We start from the raw sequence: 13,446 nt of genomic DNA, 5'->3' as shown, positions 1-13,446 counted from the left end.
GTCGATTCCGTTTAGCCGCTCGCCGCCGCCGTTTGCATCATCGCCGCGTCGCTTCTCCGCGCTCTTCGGCGGTCTTCGCGAGCAGCCGCCGCAGCACGGGCGGCGTGCATTCCTCGACCATCAGAAAGCGCGGCAGCGTGAGAAGCGGCGCGTCATGCCGGATCTTGCTCGGCTCGAGCGTGAAGCCGGCCACGTAGCCGGCTTCACGCGCAAGCGCGCCGAGCTCGCCGTCGAACGCGCCGAAAGGCCATGCGAGCAGGTCGACCGTGTTGCCGATTTCGTGCTCGATGCGCGCGCGCGCCTGCTCGAACTGTGCGCGCGTCGCGTCGCGAAACGCCTCGGACGACCGGTGTGCGGCATTCAGATCGGGATGCCACCAAGCATGCGACTGCACGTCGAACCAGCCGGTCTTGTGCAGCACGCGCAACTGATGCCAGGTGAGCGAGCCGGGCGCTTCGCCCACTGCCGACGGATAGACGAACAGCGTGATCGGCGCTTGCTCGCGCAGCGCGATCATTTTTACCCATTCGAAGATCGACGCGTGCCCTTCGTCGATCGTCAGCGCGACCGCCTTCGGCGGCAGCACGACATGCTCGCCGCGCAGCCATCGGACGATGTCGCGCAGCTGGACGATCCGATAGCCGAGGCGGCGCAGGTGCGCGAGCTGCGCTTCGAACGTCGCGGTGCTGACCGTCATCGGATCGGAGCGGGACGCGTTCGAGAAGCGGTGATAGACGAGCACCGCGACGTCGGTCGGGGGCGTGACGATGGAGGGTGCGCCAGTCGACGCGTCGGCAGCGACGATCCGCGAGACGGGCCGGAAGCCGGGGCCGAAGACGGCCGTGCGCCAAGTGAACCGGGAACGAGGTGACATGATGAAGTTCGTCGCTGAGTTGTCGGGACCGGCATTGCGCCGGCTGCATGCGAGCTGCGGTCGGAGGCTGGGCGCGAACGTTCGGCGCGGCGTGGGGAGAGCGGTGTCGGCGCATCGGATCTCCGGCGGAGCGGCGCTTGACGCACAAACGTGCGAGCCTCATCGACAGCGCGCGAAGCATCTTTTTAATAGGATGCGCTGCGCATGCCTGCGCGCGTTGAGCCAAGTCAACGCAGTCGCACCAATGCAGCGCGCCACTATAGGCCGATGTTGCGGAGGCAGTGGACGGTCGCGCGCATGATTGTTGACGTGCATCAAATCCGCGCGGCTTTATGTGTTCGGCATGATCCATGCAATTCGCGGCGATGAATGATGCGACATCCGAGCTTCGCATTGGCCGCTCGCCTGTTTGCAGTGACGATCGCGTTCGCGCTGAATCGGATCGCGAAGTTCGAAAGCTGGACGATCGAGCGCATCGAGGTGAACGGCGTCGAGGCGGAGCTCGAACTGAGCATGACCGAACGCGCGCTCGCGCGGCGCAACCCGATGCTGCTCGATCAGCAGGACGAGAGGCAGATCGCGCTGAACCGCATCGATGCCGGCGATCGTGCGGTGGCGCGCGGGATCGTCGGCGATGTTCGGTTTAGCGGGAGGTACGTCGCTCGCCGAGTGCGAGCAGCGCGATCCCCAGCGACCGTGTCGCAACGCGCCCGGCGGGCAGACGCCGCATGTCGCCGGCGTGGCGTCGCCGGACGCGTTGCCCACGGCGGACGATCGTGGCGTTCGACGCAACCGACTGACGAATGCCGGCGAGTCCGGCGGCCCCGAGACGCGAGACGTTTCCGCGCGCGATATCGGACGCGCCGTCGCGATCACGAACCCTGCGGCCCGGCGGCGCGCGTTCCGGTCTTCGGGCCTTCGAGTCGCGACGTGTCGAATCACGCTTGACGTGCATCAGAAATCTCGTGTCGCGCGTATGCAAAGCTGTTCCGAAGCGGCGGATTCGCGCCGTGTTTTCAGGTGGAGCGAGCGATGAAAACCGACAGGCAGATCAAGCAGGAAGTCGAGGAGGAACTGACGGGCAATCCGATGATCGACGTCACACATTTCAACGTCGACGTCGCGGGGCACATCGTCACGTTGACGGGCCATCCGTCGAGCTACGCGGAAAAGCTCGCGGCCGAGAAGGCGGCGAACCGGATCGCGGGCGTGCGGGCGGTCGTCGTCGACGTGCAGGTGCGGCTGCCGCAAGACGATGTCCGCTCCGACGAAGAGATCGCCGACGCCGTGCGGTCGATCCTGCACTGGACCGTGGGGCTGCACGACGCGGCCGTCCAGGTGCAGGTCGAATCGGGCTGGGTGACGTTGTCGGGCAAGGTCGACTGGGCGTATCAGAGCCACGTCGCGGTCCGCGCGATCGCGCAGATGCGCGGCGTGACCGGCGTGACGAATGAGATCGCGATTCTCGGCGACGTCAGCGCCGACGAGATCGCGGGCGGCATCCGGCGCGCGATGCAGCGCCATGCGGAGCGCGAGGCGAAGCACATCGACGTGACGGTCAAGGACGGCACCGTCACGCTGACGGGCAAGGTCGGCTCGTATGCGGAGCGTGCGGTCGCGCGTGGCGCCGCGTGGTCGATGCGCGGCGTGCGGGCGGTCGTCGACGATCTGGTCGTCGAGTGACGGAAGCGATGCCGGGCGGCGCGGACGGGGTGCGCGCGTTGCGTGTGCGTGGTTTTTGATGCGCCGCACCGGCTATCACGCGCAATATTGGAAGCGCGCCGTGCGGCAAACGCGATGCGAACGACGCGCCGTGACGCGCGCAGCGCGCACGCCGCCGCCGGCCGTTGCCCGGCGTGCGGATTCACGAACGATCGAGTCGAAAGAAAAGACGCGCGCGAGCGTGCGGGAGGATGAGGCTGCGCATGGCTCGCGAGACGAAAACGAACAAAGACGAAAGCTGAAGCGAAGGCGGTCGGACGAAACGAAGCCGCACGAGCGGTCGGGCTAACGGCAGCCGGACGCGTAGCGGCGCGATGCGGAATTGCTGCGGCGGCTGCGGGCACGGGCGGCTGCCGCGCGCGGAACACGCACGCCGCGACACCGCGAGCAGCACGCCGGATTGGCGCAGGCGAGCATGTCAGCGGTCTCCGTCGAGCAGCGATTGTTCGAGTGCGTTCGCGAAGCGCATCAGCGATGCGAGGGAGCCTGCAACGCTCTGATAGCGTTCGCGGCCGATCTGCCCGTCGAGCGTGACGAGCATCCCCGCTTCGCGCGCGAGCGCGAGCAGCGCGTCGGCCCGGTCGGCGGACGCCGCCTGCCGCGGCCGCGCGGCGCCCCCCGATGCGGCGGCGGGCGCAGCTTCGTCCCGGTCATAAGCGAGGTGGCTCGATTCGGTGTAGGCGGCTTGGTATGACATGGCGGCCTCCTGATTGCGGTGGAGCGTTCTTGCATGCGTCGCGAGATGCGTGCCTGCAATGACAGTATCGGGCGGCACGCGGTGCGTTCCTAGCAGCGCACACCGAGCTTTTCGTAGGAAATGCGGCGGACCTATCGGTGTTTTCCTACAACCGGTGGCGTGCTTTCATCGGCGTAGGAAAGCGCCCTAGGGAAGAACCCGCGAGATCGGACGCGGATGCGGAAACGCCTTACGTGCGAACCCTGAATACAGGCCGTGCGTGCTCACGCGGGACGATGCGGACCGCCGATCGCCGCCCAGACCTCGTCGGCGGTTTCGCAGAATCGGAACAGCTCGGCGTCGCGCGGATCGATCATCCCTTCGTCGACGAGAAACGCGAAATCGACCGCAGCTCGCCAGAACGTGCGGCCGACCAGCACGACAGGCAAGGGCGCGATCTTGCGGGTCTGCAGGAGCGTCAGTACTTCGAACAGTTCGTCGCAGGTGCCGTAGCCGCCGGGAAAGAACACGGCGGCTTTCGCGCGTTCGAGCAGGTGCAGCTTGCGGATCGCGAAATAGTGGAAGCGAAAGCACAGCTCCGGCGTCACGTAAGGGTTGGGGAATTGCTCGCGCGGCAGCGTGATGTTGAGCCCGATGCTGGGTGCGCCCGTTTCGTGCGCGCCGCGATTCGCGGCTTCCATGATGCCTGGGCCGCCGCCCGTGATGATCGTGAGGCGGCGCGGATGCGGCGAGCGTGCGGTCTCGCCGACGAGCCGGCCGAGATCGCGCGCGACGCCGTAGTATTGGCTGCGCTCGAGCAGACGCACCGCGACCCGGACCGCATGCCGCCGCTCGGGATCGCTCGGATGCGCGGCGAGCCGGTGCTGAGCGTCGGCGAGCCGGGCGCGCGCGACGGCGGGCGCGACGATCCGCGTGCTGCCGTAGACGACGACCGTATCGCTGATCCCGAAGCGCTGCAGCGTTTCCTCGGTCTTCCAATAATCGAGCTGCAGCCGCACGCCGCACATCTCGGGACGCTGGAGGAACGTGAGGTCTTCGTCTGCCTGCCGGTACGTCGGGCTCGACACGAGCCGCTCGACGGCGGCCGACAGCGGCGGGCGGCGCTTCGGCGCGGCGTGTGTGCGGCGCAGCGGCGTGCGACGTCCGGTGGCGCGTGCGGCGGAAGCCGAGCGCCGCTTCACGCGTGGAGTCGTCGGTTTTTTCATCGCGCTGTCCAGAGGCGGAAAGTCGGATCGACACCACGTTAAGCCGGTTCGGTGCGCACCGATTGATCGCGGTCAACGCGGCTCGACAAAGCCGGTGTGACGATGCGCGGCTGCGCGGCGCCGCCGTGAAGTCGATGCGAACTCGACGTGAACTCGACGTGAACTCGACGCGCATCGGACCACCGGTGAGCTGGGCATCCGATATCGGCCTCACGCTTGACACATGTCAAGCGGCGCCGGTCGAAGAACCGGAAGATGCTAATCAAGCGCCCCGAGGATGGACGCAATACTTATCGCTCTGGCACGTCATTGCGCTTTGCCGTAAGAGCGCCAGGGGAGAAAGGATCATGGGAATTGGAATGCAGATCGCCTATTTCGGCTTTGCCGGATCAGCGCAACTCGAAGCCGAGGCGAGCATCCAACTGATCCGTCTGGAGCGATACAGCGCGCGCCTCGCCGGTTGCCACCTCGCGATCGAGGCGCTTGGCGCCGGCACCTCGGATCCGACGTACGACGTCCGCCTCGATCTGATCACGCGCGACTACGAATTGAAGCCGATTCCGCACATGATGGGCGCCGATCCGCTCGCGGCGATCCGGAACGCATTCGATGCCGCCGAGCGGGAGCTCGCTGCGACGTTCGCCTGAGGGTCGAGCGAATCGAGCGAATCGGCGAGCGAACTGGCCGGCGAACCGGAAAGTGATTGAAACGGTGAACGATCGGAGCTGCGATTCTGCGGGCGGATGGGCCGGTGAATCGGAGAACAATCGATTCGACAAATTCGATGAACGCGTCAGACCCGGTCGCCCCGGGGCGCGCGTCGACCGACGACGCCCGCGCACGCCACGCCATCCGCTCAGGACTCCTCGCGCCCCGTGAACAATTCGTGCTCGGCGGGCGCGACAGTTTCGTCGACGCATTGCACGTGCCATTCGCCGACGATGGGCGCGTGATGCGCATGCCGATACCAGCGGGCCGCGCCCGTCTCGCCTTCGGACGGACGTTGCTTCGCGCCGAGATCGAGGCCTTCGAGCACGCACAGCGAATGCGTGCCGTCGGCGCTCGTCACGCGGGTCGTGCCGCTCTGGCAGACGATGTTGCCCCACTCGGGCAGTTCGACGCCCGCATGGCCTTCGCGCGACCATTTGTGCTCCGCCGTGTCGATCCACAGGATCGCGTAGGAGGCCGGATCGGTGGACGCGAACGTATCGAGATGAATGGTGATGCGCACGACTGACTCCTTGCAAATTGCGCGGCGACGCCGCGCTACTGGCTCATGACCCATTGAATCAAAGTATGCGCGTCTTCGCTCGAAAGCGGGCCGTCGCGTTCCGGGGCGGTCGGCATCGGCGTATCGCCCCAGTGTGCGCGCCCGCCGCGACGCAGTTTCTGCTCGAGCATCTCGGCGGCATTCGGCACGTCGCGATAGCGTTCCGCGATCTGATGGAACGACGGCGCGAGGAACGGCATGTTCGGCGCATGGCAGAACATGCAATGCTGCTGGTCGACGAGCTCGGTCGGCTCGCGCACCTGCGCGCCGGCGGCGTCGGCCGCGACCATGCAGACCGCGCTCAGCATGCACGCGAGCGCGAAATTCGGCAGACTGTTCGTCATGGCGCAACCCTCGATCGGACGCTTGTTTCGAGTCTAAGCGGCGAGCGCGAGCGACCGTTGACGCAGGTCAACGGGGTCGGGGCATAGGCGCTGAAGATCGTCGCTCCAGGCACGCCGGAGGGGCGTGAATCATGCGGCGCTGCGGCAGCGGCGCGGCCATGCGCGGCGGCGAACCGACGACGCTTGATGCAAGTCAAGCCGAGCCCGCGACGCCGGGTTTCAATCGATGACGATGCGTCTACGCTGGAATCGTCGGGTTCGACAACGGACAGGAACACGCATGCACCAGGACACGCTTTACGACTCGCTGCTCGCCGCCGCGCAGCGCCGCTCGATCACGGAGAGAGCGTTGATGCACATGCTCGATGACGAAATCACGCGCCTTGCGGATGGCGCGCGCGTCTACGACTATCTGCGCGTGATCGCGATCCGCCGCGTGCGCGATCGCATCGCGTTGCCCGCGCACGCGGCGGACGACATGCACACGCGGCGCCTGGGAGTGCGTTGACGATGCGCGCGATGGTGTTCGACGGCGGCGCGCCGCGGCTGCGCGAAGCGGAGCTGCCGGACCCGGTTCCGACGGCGGGGCAGTTGCTGATCGACGTGCACGCGTGCGGCGTGTGCCGGACCGATCTGCATGTCATCGACGGCGACCTGCGCGATCCGAAGCGGCCGGTGATCCCGGGGCACGAGATCGTCGGCGCGGTCGCCGCGCTCGGCGCGGGCGCGGCGGGCTTCGCGATCGGCGATCGCGTCGGCGTGCCGTGGCTCGGCCGCACGTGCGGGCACTGCGCGTATTGCACGAGCGGCCGCGAGAACCTGTGCGACGCACCGGGCTTCACCGGCTACACGATCGACGGCGGCTATGCGGAGCGCGCGGTCGCCGATGCGCGCTACTGCGTGCACCTGCCGCGCCGCTACGACGACATCCACGCGGCGCCGCTGCTGTGCGCGGGCCTCATCGGCTATCGGGCGCTGAAGATGGCGGGCCCCGCGCGCCGCATCGGCCTGTACGGCTTCGGCGCGGCCGCGCATCTCGTCGCGCAGATCGCGCGTTTCCAGGGGCGCTCCGTCTACGCATTCACGCGGCCGGGCGATAGCGCTGCGCAGCGGCTCGCGCGCCGGCTCGGCGCGGCATGGGCGGGCGGCAGCGACGAAACCGCGCCGGAGCCGCTCGACGCCGCGTTGATTTTCGCCTCGGTCGGCGCGCTCGTGCCGGCCGCGCTCGCGGCGGTCGTGAAAGGCGGCATCGTCGTTTGCGGCGGGATCCACATGTCGGACATTCCGTCGTTTTCGTACGACCTGTTGTGGGGAGAACGGCGGATCGTGTCGGTCGCGAATCTGACGCGCGACGACGCGGCGGAGTTCATGCGGATTGCGAACGACGTGCAGCTCGAAGTCGAGGCGACGCCGTATCCGCTCACGCAGGCGAACCAGGCGCTCGACGATCTGCGCTCGGGGCGCCTGACGGGCGCGGCGGTGCTGACGACGCGCTGAGGGAGCATCGACGCGCGGCGCGCGGGTTCGCGTGGACGCGCGCGGCCCGCAAGCGGCCGCTTCGGAGATGGCGTGCGGCCCGCCATGCAGCCGGCGCGTTCATGACGCGCCGTGCATCGCGCCCGCGATGCGTCACACGCGCGCGAGCCCCTGTGGATCGGTGATGCGGATCTGCTTGCCGCGCGGCGCGATCAACTTGTCGCGCTGGAACTTCGACAGCATCCGGCTGACGGTCTCGAGCTTCATGCCGAGATAGCAGCCGATCTCCTCGCGCGTCATCCGCAGATTGAACTCCGACGCCGAATAGCCGCGTTTCTGGAATCGCTCGGAAATGTTGAGCAGGAACGCGGCGACGCGCTGCTCGGCCGTCATCGTCCCGAGCAGCATCATCAGGCTCGATTCGCGGACGATCTCGCCGCTCATCAGCTGATGGACGTGGTGCTGCATCGGCTTCACTTCGCGGCAGACGGCTTCGAGCTGCGCGAATGGAATGATGCAGACGGTGCTGTCCTCGAGCGCGATCGCGTCGCTGTTGTGGCGGCCACCGCACACGCCGTCGAGGCCGAGCGTCTCGCCGACGATCTGGAAGCCCGTCACCTGCTCGCGGCCGTCGCGGTGCATGACGACCGTCTTGAACGAACCGGTGCGTACCGCATAGATGCTCTGGAACGTGTCGTGCGTGCGAAACAATGCTTCACCGCGTTTGACGTGGCGCGTCGTGCACACCATCGCGTCGAGACGAGCGAACTCGCTCGGCGTGAGACCGGCCGGCATGCATACGTCGCGTATCGCACAGGTCGAACAGCGGATCGCTGGCTGCTTCGGCGCGTCGTTGGCCGCGACGGGATGCAACGGGAACACGGATCGTTGCGGCACGACGGAAGGCGCAACTTCATTGACTGAGGCGGTCAGCATAATCGGCTCCTTTCATGCGGCGACGCTCGATTGGCACGATCGAGGATCGCTGCGACGTGGCGCGGCACGAAGCGCCGCATTGCGCGACGGCGTCGACGAAGCGATCGACATGCGTCGCACGGCATGCCGGACGATGTGTGCAAACCGCTGAGACTGACGTCCGGGAGCTCGGCTCGCATGTCATCGTGCGCAATCCGCCGTTTCGTTGCGATGACCGAATCGGCTGAGGCAAGCCTGCCCGCTATGAGCATAGTCGACGAAACGCGGGTCGGAGCGATCATCGACGGACCGCCCCTATGGTTGCCAGTATGGAACGCAAACTGCGGCATCGAAATCGGCGAACGTTGAAGATCGGGTAAGCATCAGCGTAGCGCTGTAGGGCGTTTCCTACAGCAGCAGCGTGGACTCGTGCCGTGCATCCGTTTGACCCAGGTCAACGGATCGAGTGAGTGCGCGCTTACAGTAAAACGCGGTAGCTTTGCAGCGTTTCACGCAGCGTCGCGGCAACCGGTTTCGGCACGTTGCCGCGCATACGAATCGGCGCGCGTTCTTCGTGGCGCGCTGCAAGCAGCATTTTTCTCAACCCCTGCCCGGATCATGACCGCGCGATGCTGCCTATCGGCCGCGCGGCGCGGCGTCGATGCCGCACCGGGCACCTCATCAGGAGGCCGTGATGGAAGCAAAACGCGTGGCGTTTGTGACGGGCGGTATGGGTGGATTGGGCGCGGCGGTCAGCAGGCGGCTGCACGACGCCGGCATGGCCGTGGCGGTATCGCACTCGGAGCGCAACGATCATGTGTCGACGTGGCTCATGCACGAGCGCGACGCCGGGCGCGATTTCAAGGCATACGGTGTCGACGTCGCCGACTACGAGTCGTGCGAGCGTTGCGCGGAGAAGGTGCTCGCCGATTTCGGCAAGGTCGATGTGCTGATCAACAACGCGGGGATCACGCGCGACGCGACGTTCCTGAAGATGACGAAGGGCGACTGGGACACCGTGATGCGCACCGATCTCGATGCGATGTTCAATGTGACGAAACAGTTCATCGCCGGGATGGTCGAGCGGCGCTTCGGACGCATCGTCAACATCGGTTCGGTGAACGGCTCGCGCGGCGCGTTCGGTCAGGCGAACTATGCATCGGCGAAGGCGGGCATCCACGGCTTCACGAAGACGCTCGCGCTCGAGACGGCGAAGCGCGGGATCACGGTCAACACCGTGTCGCCCGGCTATCTCGCGACCGCGATGGTCGAAGCGATGCCGCAGGACGTGCTCGAAGCGAAGATTCTTCCGCAGATTCCGGTCGGCCGGCTCGGCAAGCCCGACGAAGTGGCCGCGCTCATCGCATTCCTGTGCTCGGACGATGCGGCGTTCGTCACCGGCGCCGATCTCGCGATCAACGGCGGGATGCATATGTATTGATCGAAGCCGTGCCGCCGTTCGCGCGGCGGCGCGCGCTTCGGTGCCCGCGGCGCGGCGGGGGGCCGTGTCGCGCATGCCTGTGCAGCACACGTTTGTCATGCGGCGTGTCGCGTAGCCCGATGCAACGTTTCTGTCCGTCGTTTCTCGGATGCGCAGTTTCGCAGACGCCAGGCATCCGGCAAAACCCGTTCGCGGTCGCTCGATTCTCGCAATCGTTCAGTGTGCCGAAACATCGAAGCCCGTTCGCTGACGCGGCGGATCGCGGGCGATGCATTCATCAGCGTATTCGACGCGCCGATCTCGACGATTCGGCGCGCATCGCTTCACTTTCCAAACGATTCGTCCGACGTGTTCGGCATGCCGAAACGCCGGGCAGGCATGGATACCCGGCGTCCCGTTCTTCTCGTTTACTTCGCACGCGCGGGCGCATCTTCCAGTTCGACCGATTCGAGATAGGACGGCACTTCGCAATGCCAATGCAGCGACTCCTCGATCCGGCGGCGCAGCGCGTCGGCCGCCGCGGGCTCGCCGTGCGTGACGAACGTGCGCGCGGGTGCGCTCGACTGCGCGCCGAGCCACGCGAGGATCTCGCTGTAGTCCGCGTGCGCGGACAGCGACGAGATCATCTCGATCTGTGCGCGCACGCGCACGTATTCGCCGTGGATCTTCACCGTCGGCTCGTGCGCGGCGAGCGCCGCGCCGCGCGTGCCCGCCGCCTGGTAGCCGACGAGCAGGATCGTGTTGCGGCTGTCGGGCGCGTAGCGCTCGAGATGGTGCAGCACGCGGCCGCCCGTCGCCATCCCGCTGCCCGCGATGATCACCATCGGCCCGTTGTGATCGGCGATGGCCTTCGATTGCTCGACGGTGCGCACCATCGTCGCCGCATGGCCGATCGCGTCCGCATCGGACATCGTGAGCCGATGATCGCTCAGGCGCCGCCGGTAGATCTCGGTGACGCTCGTCGCCATCGGACTGTCGAGGTAGACGGGCACGTGCGGCATCCGGCCCGTCTTCTTCAACTGGGCGATGTAGTGGAGGATCTCCTGCGCGCGCCCGACCGTGAAGCACGGCATCACGACTACGCCGCCGCGCGCGAACGTCTTCGAGAACACGTCGGCGAGCTCGGCCTCGGGATCGCTCGCGTCGTGCAGCCGGTCGCCGTACGTCGATTCGACGACGAGATAATCCGCGTGAACGGGCGGCACGGGCGCGCGCATGATCGGATCGTGCGGGCGGCCGAGATCGCCCGAGAACGCGATCAGCGTGTGCCGCCAGCAGACGACCACGCTCGCCGCGCCGAGAATGTGCCCGGCCGGCAGAAATCGGAAGTGCAGATTGCCCGGGAGCGGCGTCGGCGCGTCGAATTCGCGCGGTGCGAGACGCTGCAGCGCGCGCCGCGCATCGTCGACGGTGTAGAGCGGCAATGCCGGATGGTGCTTCGAATAGCCGTGGCGGTTTGCGAAATCGGCTTCTTCCTCGAGGAGCCGCGCGCTGTCCATCAGCATGATCTCGGCGAGCTCCGCCGTGCCGTGCGTGCAATAGACCGGCCCGCTGAAGCCTTCGCGCACGAGCACGGGCAGATAGCCGCTGTGATCGAGATGCGCGTGCGTGAGCACGACGGCGTCGATCGAGTCGGCGGGCACGGGCAGCGGGCTCCAGTTGCGCAGCCGCAGCTTCTTCGTGCCCTGGAACAGCCCGCAGTCGATCAGGACGCGTGTCCCGGCGTCCTCGAGCAGATACTTCGAGCCCGTGACGGTTTCCGTCGCGCCGAGGAACGTCAGTTTCATGAGACCCCCTGAGAAGCTTGTGATGTGGGATGCGTCCATTGCACTACACGCGACGCGCGCATCGCTGACGTGGATCAATTCGCGCGGCGACGCATTCGGACGCGCGGCGAAAAGGCGCCGGCCGATGAATGTGCGAGTGCGTCGTGCGTGCGTCGCCGCGGATCGCGCGCGTCGGCGCGGACGCGAGGATGTGCGAGAGCGTGTTGCAGCGCCGCGAACACGGCGTCGACGCGTGCGAGTGTGCGAGCATGCGCCTTCGCGCGATGCGCGGCGCATTGCGCGCCTGGTGCCTGGAGATGGGTGCAATGCGGTTTGTGCGGTGCGAAAAACGCGCGTCGGCGACTGCCGCGGCAGACGTCGAACAGCGTACGCGGATGCTATCCGTGCCCGCTGTTCGGCATGCGGGGCTAGCGTTTGAAGGAAGCGCTCGGGCGTCGCCGCGGGCCGCGCAACCCGGTATGCGGACAGGGCGGGCGCGTGCGAGGCGGAGGATTCTGCAACGGCGAATAAGTTTTTTGCGTGAAGTCGTTCTTGCGCTGACTGAGAACCTCTCCTATCATGACATCAATCAATGTAACGTTGATTGATGGTTTGATGTGAGATTGCGACCGCGCCCTAATTCCCAAATCGAACCATCGAGGGCGTTGCATCGAGTCGCACCGACGTCCCGTTGCGGGACATGGAGACAAACACCGTGAATGCTATTGTCCGTCGCGATATCCGCTTCGCCCTGCCGCCCGATCGCATCTGCGACTGGCATGCCGAAGGCGTAGGCGTGACGCATCTGTTCAACGCGCTGTCGCTGTTGTTCCCTGCCGGCGAGCGCTTCTTCATGGATTCGGTCCGCAACTATCGCGACCGGATCGAGGAACCCAATCTGAAGCGCGACATCGCCGGCTTCATCGGCCAGGAAGCGATGCACACGCGCGAGCACGTCGAGTTCAACGATCTGCTGCAGGCGGCCGGCATGCCGGCGCACAAGCTCGACAAGCGCCTGTGGACGGTGCTCGGCTGGTTCAAGAAGGTGCTGCCGCATTCGGCGCAGCTCGCGATCACGATGGCGCTCGAGCACTACACCGCGATGTTTACGGGCCTCGTGCTCGCGAACCGCATCACGACCAGCGACGTCGACGGCTACCGCCAGATGTGGATGTGGCACTCGATGGAGGAAACCGAGCACAAGGCGGTCGCGTATGACGTGTGGCGCACCGTGATGAAGCCGAACCTGAAGAACTACCTGGTTCGCACGGGCGCGATGGGGCTCGTCACGGTCGTGTTCTGGGCGACGCTGTTCGACTTCAACACGCGCCTGTTGATCGCGCATCGCCGCCGCATCGGCAAGGGCCTCGGCATCGGCAAGCTGGTCAAGTATTTGTGGAGCCCGAGGAACGGCATCTTCGCGTTGATCGCGCGCGAATGGATCGACTACTTCCGACCGGGCTTCCATCCGTGGGACCACGACAACAGCGTGCATCTGGAGCGCCTCGACGATCTGATCGCCGAGATCGACGCAAGCAATGCGCGCCAGGCGGCGAAGGCCGCGCCGCGCCGGGTGCCGCTGCATCCAGTGCCGCGGGCGGTGTAATGCAGGGTTAGCAGGCAAATCAGGGAGAAGAGAAGGGCCGCTACGAGCGGCCCTTCCGTTTTTGGCCGCCGCAGGCGCGGCCGATCGCGGCGTGTCCGCGCGTTGTGCGTCGCAGCGAATGAGCGGCATT

13 protein-coding genes and 1 pseudogene are annotated in these 13,446 nt (G+C 66.5%); 7 read left to right on the top strand and 7 right to left on the bottom strand.

Annotated features, from left to right (window positions below; translation table 11 throughout):
* Positions 1 to 37: 37 nt before the first annotated feature.
* Positions 38 to 874, bottom strand: coding sequence for a polysaccharide deacetylase family protein (locus WS70_RS29400; RefSeq protein WP_059472602.1), 837 nt, complete (start codon positions 872 to 874; stop codon positions 38 to 40).
* Positions 875 to 1,243: 369 nt separating this feature from the next.
* On the opposite strand from WS70_RS29400, the pseudogene WS70_RS29390 reads away from it, so the two are divergent.
* Positions 1,244 to 1,474: pseudogene (locus tag WS70_RS29390) on the top strand (methyl-accepting chemotaxis protein); the annotation flags it as partial.
* 432 nt (positions 1,475 to 1,906) lie between these two features.
* Positions 1,907 to 2,557, top strand: a complete 651-nt coding sequence (locus WS70_RS29385) for a BON domain-containing protein (RefSeq protein WP_059472600.1) — start codon at positions 1,907 to 1,909, stop codon at positions 2,555 to 2,557.
* A gap of 457 nt (positions 2,558 to 3,014) precedes the next feature.
* Here the strand turns inward: WS70_RS29385 and WS70_RS29375 are convergent, their stop codons facing one another.
* Both WS70_RS29375 and WS70_RS29370 read right to left on the bottom strand, forming a co-directional pair.
* On the bottom strand, positions 3,015 to 3,293 hold the full coding sequence (locus WS70_RS29375) for a hypothetical protein (RefSeq protein ID WP_059596974.1): 279 nt from the start codon (positions 3,291 to 3,293) through the stop codon (positions 3,015 to 3,017).
* A 263-nt stretch (positions 3,294 to 3,556) separates the two neighbouring features.
* On the bottom strand, positions 3,557 to 4,498 hold the full coding sequence (locus WS70_RS29370) for an LOG family protein (RefSeq protein WP_059472574.1): 942 nt from the start codon (positions 4,496 to 4,498) through the stop codon (positions 3,557 to 3,559).
* 359 nt (positions 4,499 to 4,857) lie between these two features.
* On the opposite strand from WS70_RS29370, the gene WS70_RS29360 reads away from it, so the two are divergent.
* A complete protein-coding gene (locus WS70_RS29360) occupies positions 4,858 to 5,145 on the top strand; it encodes a hypothetical protein (protein ID WP_059472575.1) in 288 nt (95 codons plus the stop codon).
* A gap of 209 nt (positions 5,146 to 5,354) precedes the next feature.
* Here the strand turns inward: WS70_RS29360 and WS70_RS29355 are convergent, their stop codons facing one another.
* Entirely contained in the window at positions 5,355 to 5,783 is a 429-nt protein-coding gene (locus tag WS70_RS29355) for a DUF3564 domain-containing protein (RefSeq protein WP_059472576.1), read from the bottom strand.
* On the bottom strand, positions 5,765 to 6,112 hold the full coding sequence (locus WS70_RS29350) for a c-type cytochrome (protein ID WP_108034097.1): 348 nt from the start codon (positions 6,110 to 6,112) through the stop codon (positions 5,765 to 5,767). The genes WS70_RS29355 and WS70_RS29350 overlap by 19 nt, the downstream gene beginning before the upstream one ends.
* A 280-nt stretch (positions 6,113 to 6,392) precedes the next feature.
* Between WS70_RS29350 and WS70_RS29345 the strand changes: the two genes are divergently transcribed.
* Together WS70_RS29345 and WS70_RS29340 are read left to right on the top strand one after the other, a co-directional pair.
* Positions 6,393 to 6,620, top strand: coding sequence for a DUF3562 domain-containing protein (locus WS70_RS29345; RefSeq protein ID WP_059596975.1), 228 nt, complete (start codon positions 6,393 to 6,395; stop codon positions 6,618 to 6,620).
* A 2-nt stretch (positions 6,621 to 6,622) separates the two neighbouring features.
* A complete protein-coding gene (locus WS70_RS29340; RefSeq protein WP_059596976.1) occupies positions 6,623 to 7,609 on the top strand; it encodes a zinc-dependent alcohol dehydrogenase family protein in 987 nt (328 codons plus the stop codon).
* A 132-nt stretch (positions 7,610 to 7,741) separates the two neighbouring features.
* On the opposite strand, the gene WS70_RS29335 is transcribed toward WS70_RS29340, so the two are convergent.
* Positions 7,742 to 8,524 (bottom strand): helix-turn-helix domain-containing protein, encoded by a 783-nt coding sequence (locus tag WS70_RS29335; protein WP_059472579.1) that lies wholly within the window; start codon positions 8,522 to 8,524, stop codon positions 7,742 to 7,744.
* A 673-nt stretch (positions 8,525 to 9,197) separates the two neighbouring features.
* Between WS70_RS29335 and WS70_RS29325 the strand changes: the two genes are divergently transcribed.
* The gene (locus tag WS70_RS29325) at positions 9,198 to 9,944 is read left to right on the top strand and encodes a beta-ketoacyl-ACP reductase (protein ID WP_059472581.1); all 747 of its coding nucleotides are present in this window, start codon (positions 9,198 to 9,200) and stop codon (positions 9,942 to 9,944) included.
* A 407-nt stretch (positions 9,945 to 10,351) separates the two neighbouring features.
* Here the strand turns inward: WS70_RS29325 and WS70_RS29320 are convergent, their stop codons facing one another.
* The gene (locus WS70_RS29320) at positions 10,352 to 11,731 is read right to left on the bottom strand and encodes an MBL fold metallo-hydrolase RNA specificity domain-containing protein (RefSeq protein WP_059472582.1); all 1,380 of its coding nucleotides are present in this window, start codon (positions 11,729 to 11,731) and stop codon (positions 10,352 to 10,354) included.
* 694 nt (positions 11,732 to 12,425) lie between these two features.
* On the opposite strand from WS70_RS29320, the gene WS70_RS29315 reads away from it, so the two are divergent.
* Positions 12,426 to 13,316 (top strand): metal-dependent hydrolase, encoded by an 891-nt coding sequence (locus WS70_RS29315; protein ID WP_082716348.1) that lies wholly within the window; start codon positions 12,426 to 12,428, stop codon positions 13,314 to 13,316.
* Positions 13,317 to 13,446 lie beyond the last annotated feature (130 nt).

This window comes from Burkholderia mayonis (assembly GCF_001523745.2).
In the GTDB taxonomy this organism is placed as follows: Bacteria; Pseudomonadota; Gammaproteobacteria; order Burkholderiales; family Burkholderiaceae; genus Burkholderia; species Burkholderia mayonis.
Note: the sequence above shows the minus strand (reverse complement) of the source record. Positions and strands in the feature narration are given on the sequence as shown.

Excerpts from the sequence above, each read along its gene's own strand:
- WS70_RS29400 (WP_059472602.1), bottom strand. The coding sequence starts at position 874 with ATGTCACCTCGTTCCCGGTTCACTTGGCGCACGGCCGTCTTCGGCCCC.
- WS70_RS29355 (WP_059472576.1), bottom strand. The coding sequence starts at position 5,783 with ATGGGTCATGAGCCAGTAGCGCGGCGTCGCCGCGCAATTTGCAAGGAG.
- WS70_RS29360 (WP_059472575.1), top strand. The coding sequence starts at position 4,858 with ATGCAGATCGCCTATTTCGGCTTTGCCGGATCAGCGCAACTCGAAGCC.
- WS70_RS29345 (WP_059596975.1), top strand. The coding sequence starts at position 6,393 with ATGCACCAGGACACGCTTTACGACTCGCTGCTCGCCGCCGCGCAGCGC.
- WS70_RS29370 (WP_059472574.1), bottom strand. The coding sequence starts at position 4,498 with ATGAAAAAACCGACGACTCCACGCGTGAAGCGGCGCTCGGCTTCCGCC.
- WS70_RS29375 (WP_059596974.1), bottom strand. The coding sequence starts at position 3,293 with ATGTCATACCAAGCCGCCTACACCGAATCGAGCCACCTCGCTTATGAC.
- WS70_RS29325 (WP_059472581.1), top strand. The coding sequence starts at position 9,198 with ATGGAAGCAAAACGCGTGGCGTTTGTGACGGGCGGTATGGGTGGATTG.
- WS70_RS29340 (WP_059596976.1), top strand. The coding sequence starts at position 6,623 with ATGCGCGCGATGGTGTTCGACGGCGGCGCGCCGCGGCTGCGCGAAGCG.
- WS70_RS29335 (WP_059472579.1), bottom strand. The coding sequence starts at position 8,524 with ATGCTGACCGCCTCAGTCAATGAAGTTGCGCCTTCCGTCGTGCCGCAA.
- WS70_RS29385 (WP_059472600.1), top strand. The coding sequence starts at position 1,907 with ATGAAAACCGACAGGCAGATCAAGCAGGAAGTCGAGGAGGAACTGACG.
- WS70_RS29350 (WP_108034097.1), bottom strand. The coding sequence starts at position 6,112 with ATGACGAACAGTCTGCCGAATTTCGCGCTCGCGTGCATGCTGAGCGCG.
- WS70_RS29320 (WP_059472582.1), bottom strand. The coding sequence starts at position 11,731 with ATGAAACTGACGTTCCTCGGCGCGACGGAAACCGTCACGGGCTCGAAG.